Origin of the sequence: Nonomuraea sp. NPDC004580, assembly GCF_040609855.1 — a bacterium.
GTDB lineage: Bacteria > Actinomycetota > Actinomycetes > Streptosporangiales > Streptosporangiaceae > Nonomuraea > Nonomuraea salmonea.
The window spans coordinates 122,070-141,326 of sequence record NZ_JBEXLH010000020.1; the positions used below are offsets into that span (position 1 = coordinate 122,070).

General features: G+C 72.0%; 14 protein-coding genes. 10 read left to right on the top strand and 4 right to left on the bottom strand.

Annotated features, from left to right (window positions below; genetic code table 11):
* The first annotated feature begins 231 nt into the window (after positions 1-231).
* Together ABZW11_RS22070 and ABZW11_RS22075 are read left to right on the top strand one after the other, a co-directional pair.
* Positions 232-1,227: an NlpC/P60 family protein gene (locus ABZW11_RS22070; protein WP_355419840.1), complete on the top strand. Its 996-nt coding sequence runs from the start codon at positions 232-234 to the stop codon at positions 1,225-1,227.
* Positions 1,224-1,850 (top strand): hypothetical protein, encoded by a 627-nt coding sequence (locus ABZW11_RS22075; protein ID WP_355419843.1) that lies wholly within the window; start codon positions 1,224-1,226, stop codon positions 1,848-1,850. The genes ABZW11_RS22070 and ABZW11_RS22075 overlap by 4 nt, the downstream gene beginning before the upstream one ends.
* 105 nt (positions 1,851-1,955) lie before the next feature.
* On the opposite strand, the gene ABZW11_RS22080 is transcribed toward ABZW11_RS22075, so the two are convergent.
* Positions 1,956-2,543 carry a hypothetical protein gene (locus tag ABZW11_RS22080; protein ID WP_355419846.1) on the bottom strand — a complete coding sequence of 196 codons (588 nt, stop codon included), beginning with the start codon at positions 2,541-2,543 and terminating at the stop codon, positions 1,956-1,958.
* Positions 2,540-7,219, bottom strand: a complete 4,680-nt coding sequence (locus tag ABZW11_RS22085) for a hypothetical protein (protein ID WP_355419849.1) — start codon at positions 7,217-7,219, stop codon at positions 2,540-2,542. The genes ABZW11_RS22080 and ABZW11_RS22085 overlap by 4 nt, the downstream gene beginning before the upstream one ends.
* Positions 7,220-7,569: 350 nt before the next feature.
* Between ABZW11_RS22085 and ABZW11_RS22090 the strand changes: the two genes are divergently transcribed.
* The 5 genes from ABZW11_RS22090 to ABZW11_RS22110 all read left to right on the top strand — a co-directional run bounded on the left by ABZW11_RS22090 (position 7,570) and on the right by ABZW11_RS22110 (position 14,565).
* Positions 7,570-7,872 carry a hypothetical protein gene (locus ABZW11_RS22090; protein WP_355419852.1) on the top strand — a complete coding sequence of 101 codons (303 nt, stop codon included), beginning with the start codon at positions 7,570-7,572 and terminating at the stop codon, positions 7,870-7,872.
* Positions 7,869-9,662, top strand: coding sequence for a hypothetical protein (locus ABZW11_RS22095; RefSeq protein ID WP_355419855.1), 1,794 nt, complete (start codon positions 7,869-7,871; stop codon positions 9,660-9,662). Before ABZW11_RS22090 ends, ABZW11_RS22095 begins: the two co-directional genes overlap by 4 nt.
* Entirely contained in the window at positions 9,659-11,596 is a 1,938-nt protein-coding gene (locus ABZW11_RS22100; protein ID WP_355419858.1) for a TOMM precursor leader peptide-binding protein, read from the top strand. Before ABZW11_RS22095 ends, ABZW11_RS22100 begins: the two co-directional genes overlap by 4 nt.
* Before the next feature lie 35 nt (positions 11,597-11,631).
* Complete coding sequence (locus ABZW11_RS22105; RefSeq protein WP_355419861.1) at positions 11,632-11,823, top strand: thiomuracin/GE37468 family thiazolyl RiPP peptide; 192 nt, start codon at positions 11,632-11,634, stop codon at positions 11,821-11,823.
* Positions 11,824-11,898: 75 nt separating this feature from the next.
* On the top strand, positions 11,899-14,565 hold the full coding sequence (locus ABZW11_RS22110) for a lantibiotic dehydratase (protein ID WP_355419864.1): 2,667 nt from the start codon (positions 11,899-11,901) through the stop codon (positions 14,563-14,565).
* 13 nt (positions 14,566-14,578) lie between these two features.
* On the opposite strand, the gene ABZW11_RS22115 is transcribed toward ABZW11_RS22110, so the two are convergent.
* Positions 14,579-15,679: a serine hydrolase domain-containing protein gene (locus ABZW11_RS22115; RefSeq protein ID WP_355419867.1), complete on the bottom strand. Its 1,101-nt coding sequence runs from the start codon at positions 15,677-15,679 to the stop codon at positions 14,579-14,581.
* A 29-nt stretch (positions 15,680-15,708) separates the two neighbouring features.
* Positions 15,709-16,374, bottom strand: coding sequence for a DUF4097 family beta strand repeat-containing protein (locus ABZW11_RS22120; protein WP_355419869.1), 666 nt, complete (start codon positions 16,372-16,374; stop codon positions 15,709-15,711).
* Positions 16,375-16,601: 227 nt separating this feature from the next.
* Here ABZW11_RS22120 and ABZW11_RS22125 point away from each other — a divergent pair, with 227 nt between their 5' ends.
* From ABZW11_RS22125 to ABZW11_RS22135, 3 genes are all read left to right on the top strand, one after another.
* Positions 16,602-17,321, top strand: coding sequence for a helix-turn-helix domain-containing protein (locus ABZW11_RS22125; protein WP_355419872.1), 720 nt, complete (start codon positions 16,602-16,604; stop codon positions 17,319-17,321).
* Positions 17,322-17,415: 94 nt separating this feature from the next.
* The gene (locus ABZW11_RS22130; RefSeq protein ID WP_355419874.1) at positions 17,416-18,666 is read left to right on the top strand and encodes a hypothetical protein; all 1,251 of its coding nucleotides are present in this window, start codon (positions 17,416-17,418) and stop codon (positions 18,664-18,666) included.
* 53 nt (positions 18,667-18,719) lie between these two features.
* Positions 18,720-19,166 carry a GNAT family N-acetyltransferase gene (locus ABZW11_RS22135; protein WP_355419877.1) on the top strand — a complete coding sequence of 149 codons (447 nt, stop codon included), beginning with the start codon at positions 18,720-18,722 and terminating at the stop codon, positions 19,164-19,166.
* Positions 19,167-19,257 lie beyond the last annotated feature (91 nt).

Here is a 19,257-nt window from a genome sequence, read left to right on the forward strand (position 1 = left end):
AGGTCCGTGCTCGTAAAGAGAATGACCAAGCCTTTCTTATTTCTCCGGTACGGGGACTCGCGCAGCGGCCGACCACCGGAATTGCTCGCTGCATGGGCCGTTGACCAGGTAAAACCTTACTGCTCGGGATTGCGCGGGGCCACTAGCGACACCTTTTCCCAGCGGGGTTCGCGGGGTCGCAATCAGCTCCCCGGCACATCGTGAATGGCGCCGACAAGAGAGACGTTCTTTATGAATAAGGGTGGAAAGCTGGTCATCCTGGCGACGGCCACATCTCTGGCTCTCTTGGTCGGCCTGGTGCTCCTCCTGAGCGGCGGGCCGCCGAAGACGGGCTCGGTGGTGTCGTTGCGCCCCGGCAGCGTCCCCGCCGCCTACCAGGCGTGGCTCAGCCGGGCGGGCCGGCTGTGCGGGCACGTCAGCGCGCCGCTCATCGCCGCCCAGGTGGAGGCGGAGAGCGGCTGGCGGCCCAAGGCGCGATCCAGCGTGGGGGCGCGGGGCATCGCCCAGTTCATGCCCGCCACCTGGGCGAGCTACGGCCGGGACGCCGACGGCGACGGCGTCACCAGCCCCGACGATCCCCAGGACGCGATCATGGCCATGGCCCGGTACGACTGCAGCCTGGCCCGCACCACCGCCCGGCTTCCCGGGGATCCGACCTCCAACATGCTCGCCGCCTACAACGCGGGACCCGGGGCGGTCCTGCGGCACAAGGGCGTCCCGCCGTACCCGGAGACTCAGGAGTACGTGCGCCGCGTCCTCGCCCGCGTCGCGCACTTCACCGACATCCCGCTCACGGCGCTCGGCGCCACCAGGTTCGGCAGCGCCGTGGTGGCCACGGCCCAGCGCTGGCTCGGCACCCCCTACTCCTGGGGTGGCGGCGGGCCGAACGGCCCGACCCCCGGCATCGGCAGGGCGACCGGGATCGTCGGGTTCGACTGCAGCGGTCTCGTGCTCCACGCCGTCTGGGCCGCCTCGGGCGGGCGCGTCCAGCTTCCGCATCTGGCCGCCACGCAGGCGACCGAGTACGGCACCCCGGTGCCCCGCGATCAGCTGCTGCCCGGCGACGTCATCGGCATCGACCACCGTGACGGGCGCGGCATCAGCCACATCGTCATCTACGCCGGTCGCGGCCAGGTCATCCACGCGCCCCAGACCGGGGACGTCGTCCGCATCGCCCCGTTGAAGAACTTCGCCTCGGCCGCCTGGACCATCCGGAGGTACGCATGAGCCCCCGACCCCTCACCCTCTCGGCCGTCGCGACGGCTCTCGCGCTCGCCGGTTGCGCCGCTCCAGACTCGGCGGCCACCGAGCGCGTGACGCCCCGGCCCCGTACGTCGGTAACTGTCACGTCCGCGCCGCCGACGTCCGGTTCGGTGATGTTCGGTCCCGGATCGGCCACGCCCACCCCGAGCAGGTCCACGGTGGCCGCCCTCGACCCCGCCTCGATCGACCAGCGGGACGCCGACGCCGTCAGCACCGCCGTCCTGACCGCCATGTGGAGCGTCGACACCACCACCGACCACGACCAGCGCGACGCCGCCCTGCGGGCCGCCGGCTGGCTGAGCCCCGAGTACCTGGCGGAGCTGCGGGACGGCCCCCAGGTCGGTACGGACGCCGCCTGGGCCACGTGGGCCGCCCACCGCGCCCGTACGCGGGCGTCCCTGACCGAGGGCCGCGACACGCGCCCGCCCGACACCGCCACCCAGGCCGACCGGCAGTGGCAGCTCACCGTCACCCCGATCGGTGCCGACGGCTGGCGCGGCAAGCCGCTCACGATGACGGCGTTCGTCGCACTCGAACGTCCCAGGCGCAGCGCCCCCTGGCGCGTCACCGCCGTCACCCTGCGCTAGCGCACAAAGGCGGGGGCGAAGGGCGGGGGAGGAGACGTTCGGGCGTGAAAGCACCGTGGCCGGCTCCCTCGCGGGAACCGGCCACGGCGCGCTACAGCGGGTGCGTCAGCTCTTGCCGCTCACCTCCCGCACGTCCAGCCGCCTGTCGGCCTTGGAGGCCATCGGCCGGAGCGTCTCGACGGTGATGTTGTACTCGCCGACCATCGCCACCTGCGTGAGCGCCTGGTACGTCCCCGGCTTCCCGGGCACCTCGGCCATCACGATGGGCCCCTGGCGATGGGCCATCGGCATGGCCACCATGTCCGTATGGGCCACGACCTGCGCCTTGGTGATCGGGTCGTAGCTGCCGGGCGCGCTCACCCTGGCTTCGATCTTCACTTGCAGGTCGCCGAGGTGGGTGGCGGTGATGTCGATCGCCGCCTTCGGATGCGCCCCGTGCGGTCCAGGAGCCGCCGCCGAGTCCGTCCCGGCCGCCGGGGCCTGGACCGTCGGCCGGGTGACGAGGAAGCCGATCGCCCCGATGGACAGGGCGAACGTCATCCCGATGCACCCCCCGAGCACCAGCCCCTGGCGGAACGGCGTCAGCCCGGCCGGCTTCTTGGGCGGCCTGCCGGGAGCCCGTCGCGGGCTCGGGACGCGCCTGGCGGGCGGCCGGTCGTCCTGGGACGACCTGAGCTTGCTGAGCAGGCTCATCCCGACCGCCTTCCGTAGCTCGCCCTGCTGCCCTGACCCGCGGTGCCGAACCACGCGTACGGCAGCTCGGACCCGGCGGGATCGCCGCCCTCGTCCCGTACGGGCTGCTGGTTCGCGCCCGTCATCCGGCTGTCGGGCAGCGGGATCAGGTTGGGCTGGAGCTTGGCGTGCACCCGGAACAGGCCCCACTGACCGCCGTTGAGATGGCGGGGCAGCGTGCCGGAGCGGTAGAGATAGTCGCCGGGCACGTGACGGAACCCGCCGGCGCCGCCCGAGCTGCCCGGGTCGGCCAGCAGGTCGCGGACCACGCCGGGCACGATGTCGTACACGCTGCCCGGGTTGAACTGCCCCTGGGTGGCCGCGATCTGCGAGCCGGGGTCGCGGGGCGCCCGGCGCCAGGTGTGGCCGTGCAGGGCGAAGCTCGTCGAACGCGGGTCGCCCATGGCCTGACCGACCCGGAAGATCGTCCGGTCGCCGGCGTAGGCCTGGAACACCGGCGTCGCCGGGTCACCGTGCACCCGGGAGCTGAAGATCTCGGTGATGTTCTGGTTCCTGGCGAACCGCCACGACCAGGGCTCGTTGGTGTAGTTGATGGAGAACTCTCCCTGGTCCTCCGGGTCGTCGGCCTCCCTGCTCGGCTTGAGCACGAGGTCGAAGTTGTCCGGCACGGGCTTGCCGTCCTTGCGGAACAGCGCCAGGTCGCTGTTCATCAGCACGATGTTCTCCCGGAAGTCAGCATCCTCCGGATGGGTGATCACCGCGCTGGTGCCGCTCCGCAGCGGCCGGCCGTTCTTCGGGTCGAGGTACTCGGAGCCGGGCTTCTCGATGATCAGCGCGCCGTACAGGCCGTGGTGCAGGTGGTTCTGCACGTCGGCGTTGTCCCGCAGCAGCGCCATGCCGGTCGTGTCGGTCGGCAGGTCCCAGCGGTACTGGATGCTCTCCCCTGGGGCCACCGCCTCGGGCGGCTCGGAACTGACCAGCTGTGGACTGATCGACGCCTTGGAGCTCACCGGGAACGGCTCGAAGCCGGGCACGTTCTGGTGGTTCCTGGGCGGCCGCTGGATGCACTGCGGGAAGCGCAGCACGTCCCTCCTGAAGCCGAGCTGCCCCGGCTCGGTGGCCTCGTGGCAGTGCGGACGCATCTTGCGTGGATCGAGCTTGTTGGTGAAGTTCACCGTCACGCAGTCGCCGGCGTTCGCCCTGATCACCAGCGGTTCCGGTTGTTTCCTCCCGTCGCGCAGCGCCTGTTCGTCGGCGGCGAGCGCGTACATCAGGCCGTTCGGGTCGTGATCGCCGTTCTTGTTGTAGACGATGTCGTGGTTCATGGCGATGACGTCGAACGTGCGGTTCTGGCCGGTCCGGCAGGGCGTCACCGGGCGGCTCTGCAGCCGGGCGGCTCCCGTCGTCCCGAACATCCCGGCACGGGACTCGTGCTGCCCGATCGTCAGCTGGGACCATTCGTCGCGCTCGTTCTCGCCCGTGCACGTGTCACGCGGGTAGTCCGGGAGCTCCGGAATCGGCGGCCCGCCAGAGCCCGGGTTGGAGCACGAGAAGATGCGCAGCAGTCCCCAGTCCCCGAGGAACCAGTCGTCCGCGCCGGCGTAGGCGTACTGGTAGTCGGTCACCTTCAGATCGGGTGTCGGCGGTGGCATCTCGTCCGCCAGCGGATCGACGTCGAAGTATTCGAGCATGCCGATGTGCTGGGCGCCGACGATGTTCGAGTCGGGATCTCGCGGCTCGTGCCGCCATCGGAAGTGGTCCAGGTTGAACCCGTGTGACTCCTCCTGAGACAGCTGGAAGAGCCGGAACCTGATCGGATCACCCCGGTACGCCTTGAGCACCGGCGTGAACGGATCCCCGTGCACCTTCGAGTCGAACAGCAGCGACGGGTCCCTGTTCCTGCGGGCCTCGAACGGCTCCAGCCGGTAGTTGACCCCCATGCCGCCCTGGTCGTCGTTGCTCGACGGGAACTTGGCCGGGAAGATCGGCACCCCGTCCGGGGTGTCGAACTTGTCGTCCGCCCGCGTGCGCGGATCGTTCGGCTGGAACAACGGCACGTGGTCCTCGATGAAGAGGGAGAAGTTGCGGTAGTCGACTCCGTCCGTGGGCTGGTTGTTGTGGTCGATCACCGGTTCGCAGTGCACGTCGAACTGTGTCCCGATGACCCCGCGGGTCCGCGCGCCCGGCACGTCGGGCACGCAGCCCGCCGGGTGGATGGTCGCGCCGCCGAACAGCCCGTTCTTCTGGTGGGCGTTCGGGAAGAAGTGGTCGTGGAACGAGTTCGTCTTCGTGTTCTCCTGCACGAAGTCCCGGTAGATGATCGTCTCGCCCGGCCCTGCGCCCTGGTCGTAGTTCCAGCCGTTGGCGGCGCCGTCGGAGCTCAACACGTCGAAGTGCACCATGTGCTGGTGGATGCCGACCTCGTTGGTCTCCTGCAGCCGGTCGAAGACGTTGCCGCCGAACATCCGGGGCAACTCGTTCGTCAGCTGGTAGATCACGCAGTCGCCGACGTTCAGGATGGGTGCGAACGGTTCGGGTTTCTTGCCGTTCAGCACCGCCTGTTTGTCACGTTCCAGGACATAGACCCGCGACTGCGGGATCGTCCACTTCAAGTCAGGGTTGTACGTCTGTCTGATCTGGATGGCCGCGACCTTGAAGACCTTGGTCGGCCGGCCGATGGGACACGGGTCCTGGAAGAAGGCGCCCGGCTGCTGCCCGCCCGGGTCGGTCGCCGCCCGCTCCAGCGGGGTCGGCGGGAAGACGCCGTTCTCCGCCCGCGAGGCGAGCCCGAGTGGCGGCTTGGGCGCCTTGAAGCCGAACACTCCCGGGATGAAGTTCGGGAAGCCCGGCCGTTCCGGCGTCGGACTGGGCGGTGGCTGCACACCGGGCACGCCTGGCTGGTAGTCGTGATCGGGCACCGGGAACAGCGGGAGCAGGCGCGTGCCGTCCGGCTGCCGCCGCGTGCCGTCCGACAGCGTCTCCAGCGTGCGGTTGAGCCCCCACATGCCGTTCGCGAAGTGCGGATAGAGGTGGCAGTGGAAGATGATGTCGCCGAAGGACGCCGGCTTGCCCACGTTCGCCGACCCCGCGCCGCCCTGGACGATCAGCGGGTAGTGACTGCCCGGCGAGACCGCCTGCACGTCGAGGAGGTTGGTCTTCCTCGTCACGTGGGCGGGCTCGCTGATCTCGTCGATCCCGCCCTCGTCCTCCGGGTCGAACATCCAGCGGTTGACGTGCCAGTGGAAGGTGTGGGTCTCGACCTCCGCGGGGTGCATGAGGCGGACCTGCGTCGGCTCGCCGCGGTAGTTGCCGATCACCAGGTCGCCGCCGCCCGGGTCGCCGTACGCCCAGGAGGACAGCGACGTCTCCTCGCCGACGCAGCGCTCGGCGTCGAAGCCCTGGGCCCCGCGCCGCGCCGCCGGGCAGCCGACCTCATCGCGGTTGAACCCGGGCTCGGAGCGGTAGTTGAAGGCGAAGTACTCCAGCTTGACCGGGACCTCGCCCTGCACCAGCGCGTCGGCGTCACCGCCGCCGAGAGCGCGGATCGTCCCCCTGGTGAGCAGCCTGAGCTGCTCCCTGTTGGGCTGCACGCAGGACGTGCCACCCGGCTGTGGGCCGCCCCCGTCCTCGCGGCAGAACCGGGTGAGGATGCCGGGCTCGGCCTCCACCTCGTCGTGCATGAACATCACGTGCTCGCGGAAGTCCTTGCCGTTCGGCCGGATGATGACGGCCTGCGTCCCCGACTCCAGCGGCTCGCCCGTACGCGAGTCCACCCAGGTCGCCCGGGGCTCCTCGATGACGAACGCGCCGAACGCGCCGAACGCGTGCGAGCCGATGAAGCGCACGTTCCCGTCGCGGTCGATCGGGCGGGTCTGGTGAGAGGTGAAGTCCGCCCCGTCCTTGAACTGGAACTCACCCTGGATGTGGGCGTGCAGCTTGTACCTGATCGTCTCGCCGGGCCGGGCCGTGGAGTCCGGGTTGTTGCCCGCCACGGTGCCGTCCGCGCGCCTGACGTCGTAGTCGAGGCCGTCGAAGTGCATCGAGGCGTTCGGCGCCTTGCGCGGGTCGAAGTCGATCTCCGGCACGCTCAGCGCCGGAGCGAACTCGCGCGGCCGCGGCGTCGGCGTGCCCGGCGGCAGCAGCCGCTCGCCGGGCAGCGTGTAGATCGCGGAGTTGCGGATCCGCTCGTTGAGCGGCGGCGCCGGCTCGTTGAGCCGGTTGGTGAAGAACACCTTGATGCAGTCGCCCTGGTTGGCACGCAGGACCAGCGGCTCGATCAGGTCGCGCAATCCGCCTTCGCGCGGGTCGGCCGCCCGCGTGTAGGCGGCCCGCACGGCCGCGATGTTCTTGTCGAGCACGTACATGCGTCCCTCGGGAACCACGTCGCCGAAGCGGTTCACGAACAGCGGCAGGTTGATCAGTGAGACGTTGAACGTCTTGGGCTTCTTGCCGGTGCACGGATGCCGGGTCGGCTGCTGGATCTCCGGCAGTCGTTCGGCGAGCGCGTGGCTCATCATCCACATCGACCCTCCGGCCAGGGCCATCCACAGGCCGGCTCCGGTGGCCAGCAGGATCTTGATCGGCCAGGACCGGTTGCGGGTCCGGCGGGTGAGCACGGCCGCCGCGATGACGGCCAGCATGAAGAGCGGAATGAAATCGGTGTACGGCGCGTACAAGCATCCTCCAACCGAATGACCACCGCGTGGTCGCGCCGTCGGGGAGCTGGGACAGAACCGGGCCAGAGGAGGGGATGACCGCCGGCATCGCCGCCCCGCACGGTCGCCCCCGAGCCGTCCCGACCGCACGCCTGGCGATGCATGCCTGGTCAGCGTACGAGTTGACGACCTTGGAACCTCTTCCGACCCGCCGAGTGATCGCCGCCGCCGCCGATGTCCACGTGGTTCCGACCGGCCGCGTATACGCGGCGTGTGCCGGACGTATTCCGACGCTCGTTACGCTCCCCCGCAATCCAGTCATTCGTGACGACCGGCGTGATAGCCGGTCGGGACGGACCAGGGAGCGGGTGGTGCGGATGGCCGGCGCGCGGTCGTGGGTCAGCGCCCACGTCTTCCACGACGGCGACCTCGACCTCGTCATCACCGACCTGCTGGCCGCCGTGCAGAGCAGGCTCGACGCCGGCGGGGCCGCCCGCGGGTCGTACGAGCGCCGCCGCCGGCCGCCGAACTCGTTCGCCTTCTTCCCGTACCGGCCGGAGACCGACAAGTACCGCATCGGCGCGGCCCGGCGCCGATCCCCTGAGCGAGGACGTGGTGGGGAGTTCATGCTCGGCACCGTCGCAGGGGAGCACGACACGGAAGGGAACGCATGAGGCTGCGCCTGGCCGACCACACGTACATGGCGCCGATCGAGAACGGGCTGCACATCGTCACCCCGGCCGGCCCGGTCACGCTCACGGGGCGGTCGATCGCCCGGTGGGTCGAGGCCCTCGTACCGCAGCTGGACGGCCGATCCGGCCTCGACGACATCACGGCGGGCCTGCCGACCGCGCACGCCGCGATGGCCCGGCAGATCCTGACCCGCCTGCTCGACGCCGGCGTCGTCCGCGAGGTCACCGCCCCACCCGGCGGCGAGCCGGTCGCGGGGCCCGCGGAGGTCGCGTTCGCGGGCGCGCACACCGAGGGGGCGGGGGCGGCGTTCGCGCGCTTCCGCGAACTCAAGGTCGCCGTCGCGCACGAGGGCCAGGTGGGCGAACCACTGGCGGAGGCGGTCGCCGACGCGCTGCGGACGTCAGAGGCCCGCCACGTCAGGGTGTGCGCGGCGGACGCGCTCGGCGACGACGACCTGTGGAGCCTGGACGTGCTGCTGTGGATCGGCGAGCTGGGCGCGAGCGGGCATGATGGGGCGGCGCGGGACGGGCTCGCCGTCGGGCACGTGCTGTGGGACGGCACGGACATCTGGTACGTCCCCGTGCGAGGAGCCAAGGAGGACCCGCTCAGCCCGGCGTCCCTGCGCGCCCGCCTCCGCACGGCCCCCCGCGCCCCTGAGCCGATCAGCGCCCTGCACGTGGAGGCCGCCGCCGCCCAGGTGGGACGCGCGGTGCTGCGCTGGGCCACGGGCACGGCCGACCCGCGCCACGCGGGCAAGGTGACCAGGATCGGCCCCGACCTCACCACGTCGAGGCACCACTGCGCGCCGCACCCGTACGAGCTGCCGGCCACGGCGTCCACCCCCGAGGCGCTGCTGACCCGGGTGGTGCACCTCAGATTCCGGCCCACCGAGGACGGGCAGGCGTTCTCGGACGCGGCGGTCAGGGCGGCCGACGAGCTGTTCGGCCCGTTCCGCTTCCTGCCTGACGACTCCGCCGCGCAGAGCCCCCTGCACGTGTCGGAGGCCGAGGTCGGCGACGGGGTCGTACGGGCGGTGGGCTTCGACTACGCGGAGACCAGGATCGAAGCGGCCCGCGCCGCGCTGACGAGGTACGCCGCCGTCACGATCGATCCGCGCCGCCTGGTGGACGGCGGCGGGTTCGCGCTCGCGTACGACCTGGCGACGGCGGCGACCGTACGGCTGCCCGCGCACGAGGCATTCCCCCGCCCGGCGGAAGGCGTGGGCGAGGGGTACGGCGCGAGCTGGGACGAGGCCGTGGCCCGAGGGCTGTGCACCCACTGGACGCGCGACCCGGAGCTGATCGAGGACGCGCGGGGAACCCCCGTCACGGTCGATCCCGGCGAGCTGGACGCGACGGGCCGCCGCTGCTTCGCCCTGCTGGCCGAGCTGGGCGAGCTGCCCGAGGTACGCGAGCACGGGGGCCGCTTCGGCGTCACCGTGCTGTCGTTCCGCCGCGGCGGCGTGGAGGTGGCGAGGACCGCGGGGACCGCGTCAGCGGCCTGGACCAGGGGGCTGCTTGAGGCGCTCTACGCCGTCCAGGTGCGCGTCCACGCGGGCCGCCCGCGCCCGCCCGCCGAGCCCAGGCCGTCCCTGCCGACCGCCATGTGGGTCGACCCAGGCCGGTCCATCGACCCTGACGAGGTCGCGGCGGCGCTGGCCGCCGACGGCCGCCGCGCCGCCGTCATCCCCCTCGACCACGACCCCTTCGTGGCGGCGATCGCCCCGCTGAGCGTGCGGGTGGCGATCACCGAGGAAGGACGTCAGGCATGACCGAGCACCCCGTGACCGTGCTGTCCGGCGGGCGGATCGCCGGCGCCGTGGCGGAGCGGCTCGGCGTACCGGCCGTTCCCCTGCCCGACGGTGAGCTGCCCCCGGGGCCGACCGTCGCCGCCGCGGACGGCTGGGCCGAGGTCGTCACGCGGGACCTGCGGGCCAGGCTCACCGGCCCCGTGCTCCCCGCCCGCGTCGAGCTGGACACGATCGTCATCGGCCCCTGGGAGACGCCGGGCGAGCAAGGGTGTGCCTCCTGCGCCGCGTACCGGCAGTCGTGGGCCGCTCCGGCGTACGAACGGGGCGAGGTCGTCCGCGAGCGCCACGCCGACCGGCTCGCCGCGCCCTCGCCGCTGCTGACCGGGGGCGCGGCCGGGCTGGCCGCGGCCCTGATGGCCGACGACCTGAGCGCGTACGCCGAAGGCGCGACGCCGCGCACCCGCTCCACGGTGCTCACCGTGGACCTGCACGACCTGTCGATCACCCCGCACCGGGTGCTGCCCGCCCCGCTCTGCGCGGTCTGCGGCCCGCACGTGACCGACGAGCCACCGAGGGAGCTGGGGACGCCTCGCCCGGTCCCGAGTCACGCCGAGGGCGCCGTACGCGGGCGCGACCTCGTCGGGGAGCTGGACGCGCTGACCGACACGTACGTGGACGAGCGCACCGGCGTGGTGTGGCTGCTGCACGACCGCACCTCCGGCGGCGCGATCCTCAGCACGGCGGAGGTTTCCCACCGGTGGGCCAGGGGGTCCGGCGGCTACGGGCGTGCCTCGGAGCGCCGGGTCAGCAGGACGATCGCGCTGCTGGAGGCGCTCGAACGGTTCTCCGCCTCACCGGGACGGCTGCACCCGCCGAAGGTGGGGACGTACCACGAGTTGCGGGACCGCGCCCTGGACCCGCGCACGCTCGGCCTGCACCCGCCGCAGGCGTACGAGGAGCCCGGCTTCGCGTACGAGCCGTTCGACCCGGACCGGAACTACCGCTGGGTGTGGGGCTGGTCGTTCCTGCGCGGCGAGCCGATCCTGGTGCCCGAGACCGTCGCCTACTACGGGACGCACTCTCACGAACCCGACAACCGCCCCTTCGTCTACGAGACCTCCAACGGCTGCGCGCTCGGCTCCAGCCTGGAGGAGGCGGTGCTGTACGGCATCCTGGAGATCGCCGAGCGCGACGGGTTCCTGCTGACCTGGTACGCGCGGCTGCCCGCACCGGAGCTCGACCTCGCCACTCTCGACGAGGTCAACGCCCTCCACCTCGCCGCCCTGCGCGCGGAGACCGGCTACGACCTGCGCCTGTTCGACATCACCACCGAGCACGGCATCCCCGCCGTCTGGGCCCTCGCCGCCGCGCCTCCCGGCACGGACCTGCCGGCGGCGTTCTGCACCGCGGGCTCCCACCTGTCGGGTCGCCGCGCGGTCACGGGCGCGGTGGCCGAGCTGGGCGACATGCTGACCAACGGCATCAAGTACGGCGGCGGCCCCGAGATCAGGGCCAGGGCGGCGGCCATGGCCGCGGACTCCTCCGCCGTCGAGGAGATGGAGGACCACCCGCTCCTCTACCACGACCCGCGCGCCGCGGCCCGGCTGCGCTTCCTCACCGCGGGCACGCCCACCCGCGCGGTCGGCGAGGTCGGCTCGGGCCCGGAGGAGTTCGCCTCCGACGACCTGGGCGAGCTGATGCGCGCGGTCGTCGGCCGCTACACCGCGTCCGGGATGGACGTCGTGGTCGTGGACCAGACCTCCGACGAGCTGCGCGCCATGGACCTGCACGCGGTCAAGGTGCTGATCCCCGGAACGGTGCCGATGACGTTCGGGCACCGGTACCGGCGTACCAGCGGGCTGCCCCGGCTGCTGGAGGTGCCGCACCGGCTCGGCCACACCGGCCGCCCCCTCACCGAGGACGACCTCAGCACCGACCCGCACCCGTTCCCCTGAAGCCGCGGGGGAGCCGGGTGAGAGAAAGGAACGCCATGAGCCCTGCGAAGTTCTCCGTCGCCGACCTGCCCGTCGACGTCTTCGAGCTGGAGACCGGCGACCTGGAGATCGAGTCGCTGACCGGCGGCCACGGGATGCTGGAGCACGGCGCCTCCAGGAACTGCGGCTGCTCCTGCCGGCTGGTCGGCTGCAGCTGCTGCAGCGCTTCGCCCAAGTCACCGAGGTAGCCCACCGGCCGGCCGACGATCCCGGCCCGGCGCCTCACGGCAGGGCCGGGTGCTCCCGGAGTGTGAAGGAGACCGATGAGCTCAGGGGAGGCGTCCGCCCCGATCGTGGGCGTGACGGGCGACGCGGTGGTCCGCGTCGCGGGACTGACGACGGAGGTGCTCGACTGGCTCCGTTCGCCGCGTCTGACCGAGGCACTCGACGACGTGCTGGCCCGCCGTGACGGGCTGAGCGTCCAGGGACGCGCGCTCGCCGACGCGCTGCATCCCGTGATCGGCGGCCTGCCCCGCGACGGCGTACGCCCGCGCGTGATCGGCCTGCGCCGGGCCCTGCACGCCGGGCGGCGACCGGCCGCGCGCGAATGGACGCCGGAGATCGCCGCGCGCCTGCCGTCGGAGGTGTCGGGCGGGATCGCGGACTGGCTGGCCGGCACCGCCGCCCTCGCCGCCGTCGAGGAGAGCCTGCCGCAGGTCCTCGCCGCCGAGCGGGACTGCGGCCTGAGCGCGCTGCTCAAGGCGGCGACCGATCCGGGGTTCCGGATCGCGCTCGGCGGGACGAGCCCCGTACTGGCGGCCGAGCTGGAGAAGTGGATCGCCGACCCCGGCAGGACTCCCAGGCCGGGCACCACGACGACCCTCGCCCGCTACCTGGCCCGCGCCGCGACCAAGACCAGCCCGCTCAGCACGTTCGCCACCAGCGGCCCCGTGCGGTGGCGCGCCGGCGGCCCGGCCGTCGAGACCGTTCCGGTCGATCGCTCCGGCGCCTTCGAGCTCTCCTACTACCACATCCGCGAGAACATCGCCGCCTTCGTCCTGGACCACGCGGCCGATCGGGCGCCGATCGCGCTCAACGCCTCCGCCCAGCGCCTGGGGGAGCAGATCGTCTTCCTGCGCGGGCTGGGCATGCTCGGGCTGCTCGGCGGCGAACGCTTCTGCGCCATCCCCGCCCGCCCGTCCGTCCTCGCCCTGATCGACCTGCTGGGCGAGGAGCAGGGAGGACTGCCCCGCCCCGTCCTCCGCGACCGCCTCACCTCGGGGGACGCCTCCCTGAACGACGAGGTCGACGCCTTCGTCGACCACCTCCTGGACGCCGGCCTCCTGGTCCGCGGCCTCCCCCTCACCCACCCCCACGAGGTCCTCGCCGGGGCCGCCACGTGGACCCGGCCGGCACCTGGCCTTTCTGACGCTTCGGCGGCTGTTCCGTCGCTCGCCCTGGCCGGCGCTTTGGGGCGGGCGGCCGCCGCGCTGGGGGCGCGGCCCGCGGCCGACGACGCCGACTTCTACCGGGCGCGCCGCGAGACGGTGGTGAGCAGGCTGCGCGAGCTGGCCGCCTTCGCCACACCGGGCAGTCCGCACCACGCGATGTTCACCTCGCTGACCGCCGTCAACATCCGGGACACCGCGGTCGCCGCGGAGCCGCCGGCCGTCTGCTCGGTGCGCACCTGGCAGCCGGTCGCCGACGACCTGGAGGTGATCCGCCGGTGGATCGCCCCCTTCGCGCCACACCTCCCCGCCAGGCTGGCCCTGACCGAGCTGTTCGGGGAGCGGCTGCGCGAGCACGGCCCGGTCCCCGTGCCGGCGTTCTACCGCGAGTACCAGTGGGCCATGACGGAGATGGACGAGGTCGGCGCCGAGCTGCGCGGCACCGTCCTCGCGCCGACGGCCCGGCACCCGGGGGACAGCGTGCTCGACGGGGTACGCCGGCTCGCCGACGTCATGGCCACCGCCCTGGCGGCCCTGACCCCGTACGAGCTCGGAGGGACCGGCGCCGTCGCCGTGCCCGTCGAGGCGCTGCGGGCGGCGATCGCCATGTACCCGCCATGGGTGCCGGAGGTGCGATCCATCAGCGCCTACGTCCAGCCCGCCGACGGTCTGGGCGTGGTCAACGCGCTGGGCACCGGCTTCGGTTCCGTACGCGCCCGCCTCGACCACCTGACCGGCCACCGGGACCCCGGCGTGGAGGACCCGGGCACCGGCCCGATCCACGCGGAGTTCGGCAGCCGGTTCGGCATCTCGCTCAACGACCACCGCCGCTGCCTCCCGTTCCAGCTCGGCGGCACCCCCAACCTGCTCGGCGACGGCGACGGCGACGGCGGCGTCCTGCTGCGGATCCAGGACCTCGTCGTCCGGCTGGACGAGCGGACCGGCCTGCTCGGCCTGGCGACGACCGGCGGGCGCGAGGTGCGCGTCGTGCACACCGGCGCGGCCGCGCGCGAGTTCCTGCCGCCGTTCTCGCTGCTGCTGACGGTCCTGTCCGGTGAGGTGCCGCCTCTCACGGTCCTGCCGCCGCACCCGTCCCGCACCGCCCCGCGTGACGGCCGCCGAGACTGGCCCCGCCTGGTGACGGGCTCACTGGTGATCGGCCGGGCCCAGACCAGGTTCCCGGTCGGCGAGGTGCCGCTGCCCGGCCCGGGCGAGGAGGAGAGCCGCTTCCTCCTGCGGCTGGCGGAGTGGCGGCGCGCGGAGCGCATCCCTCGAAGGTGCTTCTTCCGCACCCGCCCCGGCCCCGACACCATGGACGAGACCACATCCCCGGTGTCGTGGACCCAGGCCCAGGAGAAGTGGCACAAACCCATGTACCTCGACTTCGACGGCCTCCTCCTGGTGCGGGGCTTCGTCGCCGCCCTGCGCCGCCCCGGCACCGCACTGGTGACCTTCGAAGAGGCCCTGCCCGACCCCTCCGCCGTAGAGGCGGGCGATCACCACGTCGCCGAGCTGGTTCTGGACATCACCGCCGCCCCATAAGCCACCCCGGCTCTCAGCTCCCCTGAGGCGCGTCGAACACCTCCTTGACGAGCCGCTCCGTCGCCTTCTGGAACGCCGGGCCCAGGGAGAGCGTGGGGTCGTCGGTGTAGTTCAGTGCGGCGGTCAGGGTCCTGGCGCCGTCGGGCGTGCTGTACATGAGCGCCGCGTGGCCCGCGATGCCGCCGTTGTGGTTGATGACGGTGCCGCCGCCCTCCGTGGTCTGGACGAACACCCCCAGGCCGTAGCCCGCCCCTGGGATGCCGGTCGGGTGCGGCGCGCACATCTCTTCGAGCAGCGCGTCCGGCAGGAGCCTGCCGCCCACCAGCGCGGAGATGAACGTCCGCAGATCGCGAGTGGTGGAGATCATGTCGCCGCCGCTGGAGATCCAGGAGGGGTTGTGCCGGGTGACGTCGACCGTCTCCTGCTCGGATCGGTAGTAGGCATGGGCGTACGGCTCGGGGATGTCGACCTCGTCGGACGGCTGGACGGTGCCCGTCAGGCCGAGCGGGTCCAGGATCAGCCGCCGCATCTCCTCGGCCAGCGGGTGGCCGGTGACCTTCTCGATCAGCAGCCTGGCCAGGACGTAGTTGGTGTTGGAGTACCTCCAGCCGGTGCCCGGCTCAAACCTGGCCGGCTTCGACAGCGCCAGCCGTACCAGCTCCTCCGGCTGGAAGGTCGTGAACCGGGCCGCCACCCACTCCTCGCCCGAGGTGGTGGCGGGGCTGCCCGGCACGTACGTGCCGTCGGGGTCGAAGTCGCCGGTGAAGTTGAACACGCCGCTGGTGTGCTGCAGCAGCATCCGTACGGTGATCCGCGGGTCGAGCCCGAACCCCGCCAGATGCCCGGCCACCGGGTCGTCCAGCCCGAGCCTGCCCTCGGCCACGAGCCGCAGCACCACGGTCGCGACGAAGGTCTTGGTGTTGCTGCCGATCCTGACGTGGCCGTCGACCGGCGGCCCGGCGCTCCCGCCCAGCTCGGCGGCCCCGGCGGTGCCGACCCATTCGCCCTGCTCGTCGTGGACGCGCAGGGTCACCCCGATGAAGCCGGAGTCGATCATCTCCTCGATGATCTGCTGCAACTGGGGGCGGGTCTGGGCGGAACGCGTGATGGACATGGTGCTCCTTCTGCGGGAATGGGGTGGTTTTACAGGCTGCGGGCGGTGATGTCGCCGTACGCGGTGGTCGCGTGGATGGTCAGGTCGGCGGCACCGCTGTTGGCGAGGGAGTTGTTGATGCGGCCGTACGTGGTGCCGGCGTCCAGGGAGGCCGAGGTGCCGCGGGCGGCGCCGACCTCGATGTCGCCCTGCTCGGTGCGCAGCGTGACGGTGCCGCGTACGGCCTCGGCGATGCGCAGGTCGCCCTTCAGGGTGCTGATCCGCGCCGGGCCGGTGAGGCGGCCGACGGTGACGTCACCGGCCTGGAGCGTCAGGTCGGCGCTCGCGGCCTCGTCGAGCTTGACCGTGCTGCTCGCGCAGGAGAAGGACACCTCCCCGAGCCGCCCGACGCCCCGGAGGTCGCCGGCGGCCGCCTTCGCCTCGACCCGCGAACCGGCGGGCAGCTGCACGGTCACCTCGACGGAGCCGGAGGGGCCGAAGAACTGGTTCTTGGGCTCGGGGGTGTGGATCCGCAGGACGCCGTCGTCGTAGGTGACCACGGTCTCCTCGGCGGCCTTGACGTCGCGGCTCCTGGAGGCGTCCGCGGGACGGACCTCGACCGTGGCGTCGGCGCGGTCGGCGGCGATGAACGTGATGTGCCCGGCGGCGATGTCGAGGACCGTCGAGATGGTGGCGGGGGTGTCGAAGCGCTGCATGGTGTTGCTCCTCTTGTCCGTTCGTTTCCGACGAACGAAAAGCTACGTTGCTTTCCAGATTCTGACAACCTCATCGTTGCTCTTTAGAGGAGTATCAGCAGCTAGATACCTTGAAATCATTGCAACCGGCTTGAATCTAACGCAATGAACGAGATCGTCGTCCGTTGCAACAGGTCGGCGATGAACGCTATGGTGTGCGGACACCGCAGATCACGGAGGAGACCACGATGCCGGGCGGCAGACTCACCCAGCAGGAACGCCAGCAGATCGCGCTCGGCCTGGCCGACGGCCTCGCCTACGCCGAGATCGCCCGCCACCTCGACCGCCCGACCTCGACCGTCACCCGCGAGGTCATGCGCAACGGCGGCCCCACCTCCTACCGCGCCGACCTCGCCCACCGCGCCGCGGAACGCCGCGCCCACCGCCGCAAGAAGCCCGCCACCCGCACACCGGGCGCGGCCCCGCAGCACGACGGCCGCGACACCGAGGCCGTACGCGAGTACGAGGAGACCTTCACCACCGTCTTCATGCAGTCGGGCCTGCCCAAGATGACCGCCCGCGTGCTGGCCTGCCTCTTCACCACCGACAGCGGCAGCCTCACCGCCGCAGAGCTGGCCGCCCACCTTCAGGTCAGCCCGGCATCGGTCTCGAAGGCGGTCACGTTTCTCGAGAGCCAGGGCCTCATCCGCCGCGAACGCGACGAACGCCGCCGCGAACGCTACGTCGTGGACGACGACGTCATGTACCAGTCCACGATGGCCAGCGCCCGCTCAACGGCCCATCTGGGCGAGATCGCCCGTCAGGGCGTGAGCATCCTCGGCCCCGGCACCCCGGCCGCCGCCCGCCTGGAGAACATCGCCCGCTTCGTCGACTTCGTCTCGGAAAGCATCGCCCGCGCCGCCGCCCAGGCCCGCGACATCCTCCACACCAAATCCACCGAACGGTGACGCGCTCCGTCGGTGTGAGACCGTCCCGGGGACTGTCGGTGGGGTCGGTCATACTTCGCCGGGTCAGATGATCACGAGGTGAGGGTGGCGGGCGATGGCGCGGTTGTTGCGGAGTCTCGATGACGAGGTCTACGTCGAGTACAACTCGATCGGGCTCGACGGCACCGACCTGCCGACGTGGGGTTCGCCCACCGAGGAGATGTACCACTTCACCGCGGCCGTCCGGCTCGAGTCCTGGGACGCCGAGCCGGAGCCCGCGGACGGTTCCTGGACGCCGGTCAGCTCGTCGACATTCGTCGCGGAGAGCGGGGTGGTCGCCGTCCTCGCGTCGATGGACGGCAGGGGGCACGACTTCCTGATCGGGCCGCCGCACTTCGAGTACGGCGTCCAGATGTCCTTACGCGAGCCCCGGCCGGGCGACGGGCACGGCACAGGCGAGTGCGACGAGACATGGCTGCTGAGGTTCTGGCCGATCCGGGACGTCTTCGACCCGGTCGCGCACGCGGCCCCGTTCTCCTACATCGCCCGCGGCGTCCTCTACTACTCGATCGACCTCGAGCCCGAGCAGCTCGTCCAGCCTCCGTCGCGGCGGGAGGCGCCGGTGCCGGTCTCGGCGGCGGCCGACTGGGCGTCGCTGCGGGCGGAGCCCGACCTCGACACCTTCGACGGCTGGCTGCGTCAGGTCCGCCGCCTGGCCGAGGAGAAGGGCGTCACCGTGCACGCGTGGCTGCGCGAGAAGGGGCTCGACATCGAGGACGGCGCCGATCTCACCGCGGCGACCTGCATGCCGCCGCGCGTGCGTGCGGGCCGGTACGCCGATCCGCTGCTCGACCGCTACCACGCCGAGCAGCGGCACCGGAACCCGCTGTCCGGGGAGGACCTGGACGAGGACCGGCTGCGCGAACGCGCCGACGCCGATCGCATCGCCAAGGAGCTGTGCCGCGCCGGCACGCACACGTTCTCGGTGCCCGTCGAAGGCCGGGGCGGCCTCTACCTGCGGCCGGGCGTCAGCCGGCGGGTGTGGCGGTGGGAGGACGACTACCTGGGCGGCGAGCTCATGGACGGCGGGCTGACGGTGGACCGGCAGGTGCTGGCCAGGAACCCGTGGACCAGGCAGATCCTCGTCTCCGGCATCGTGACGATCCTGCGCCTCGACCCCGACAGGGGCGCCTGCGGCGACACCGTCTGGTACCGCGTACGCGACGCCGAGCCGCACGAGGCGGCCAGGGTGCTGTGCGCGGAGGCCACCTGGGAGGAGGACCCGGAGCATCGGCGGGCCCTGGACGAGGTGGCCAAGGAGAAGCTCGTCGAGCTGCGCGCGACGTACCGGAGCCGGGAGGGCTGAGCGGCGAAAACCCAGGTGAGCGCCGCCGGGGTCGCCTGGCATGCTTGGACGACGTGATCATACGTACGGCGACGCGCCGCGATCTGCCCGCCGTCATCGCGCTCCTGGCCGACGAGGAGACCGTGGTCGATCCCCTGACGGTCGAGGTCGACGAGGCGTACGAGCGGGCCTTCCAGGCGATCGACGCGGATGAGCGGAACGAGATGATCGTCCTCGACGAGGGCGACGGCACCGTCCTGGGCTGCCTCCAGCTGACCTACATCCCCGGGCTGGGGCGCCACGGGCAGGAGCGGGCGCTGATCGAGGCGGTCCGCGTACGCGCCGACCGGCGCGGGGCCGGGCTCGGCCGCAAGCTGCTCACCTGGGCGATCGACCGCGCCCGCGCCCGCGGCTGCACGCTGGTGCAGCTCACCAGCAACAAGCGCCGCACGGCAGCCCACCGCTTCTACGACTCCCTCGGCTTCACCAGGAGCCACGACGGCTTCAAACTGGCCCTCTGACAGAGATGATGTAGGTGAGCACCTCCCGCCAGTCCTGACCCACCCTCTGACTGACCTCGGGTCTTCAACGGGATCTGTCGGTCTGAACGGG

What these genes read in the sequence shown, in the direction of transcription:
- ABZW11_RS22095 (WP_355419855.1), top strand. Translation starts at nt 7,869, where the DNA reads ATGAGGCTGCGCCTGGCCGACCACACGTACATGGCGCCGATCGAGAAC.
- ABZW11_RS22125 (WP_355419872.1), top strand. Translation starts at nt 16,602, where the DNA reads ATGCCGGGCGGCAGACTCACCCAGCAGGAACGCCAGCAGATCGCGCTC.
- ABZW11_RS22080 (WP_355419846.1), bottom strand. Translation starts at nt 2,543, where the DNA reads ATGAGCCTGCTCAGCAAGCTCAGGTCGTCCCAGGACGACCGGCCGCCC.
- ABZW11_RS22100 (WP_355419858.1), top strand. Translation starts at nt 9,659, where the DNA reads ATGACCGAGCACCCCGTGACCGTGCTGTCCGGCGGGCGGATCGCCGGC.
- ABZW11_RS22070 (WP_355419840.1), top strand. Translation starts at nt 232, where the DNA reads ATGAATAAGGGTGGAAAGCTGGTCATCCTGGCGACGGCCACATCTCTG.
- ABZW11_RS22110 (WP_355419864.1), top strand. Translation starts at nt 11,899, where the DNA reads ATGAGCTCAGGGGAGGCGTCCGCCCCGATCGTGGGCGTGACGGGCGAC.
- ABZW11_RS22115 (WP_355419867.1), bottom strand. Translation starts at nt 15,679, where the DNA reads ATGTCCATCACGCGTTCCGCCCAGACCCGCCCCCAGTTGCAGCAGATC.
- ABZW11_RS22130 (WP_355419874.1), top strand. Translation starts at nt 17,416, where the DNA reads ATGGCGCGGTTGTTGCGGAGTCTCGATGACGAGGTCTACGTCGAGTAC.
- ABZW11_RS22120 (WP_355419869.1), bottom strand. Translation starts at nt 16,374, where the DNA reads ATGCAGCGCTTCGACACCCCCGCCACCATCTCGACGGTCCTCGACATC.
- ABZW11_RS22105 (WP_355419861.1), top strand. Translation starts at nt 11,632, where the DNA reads ATGAGCCCTGCGAAGTTCTCCGTCGCCGACCTGCCCGTCGACGTCTTC.
- ABZW11_RS22075 (WP_355419843.1), top strand. Translation starts at nt 1,224, where the DNA reads ATGAGCCCCCGACCCCTCACCCTCTCGGCCGTCGCGACGGCTCTCGCG.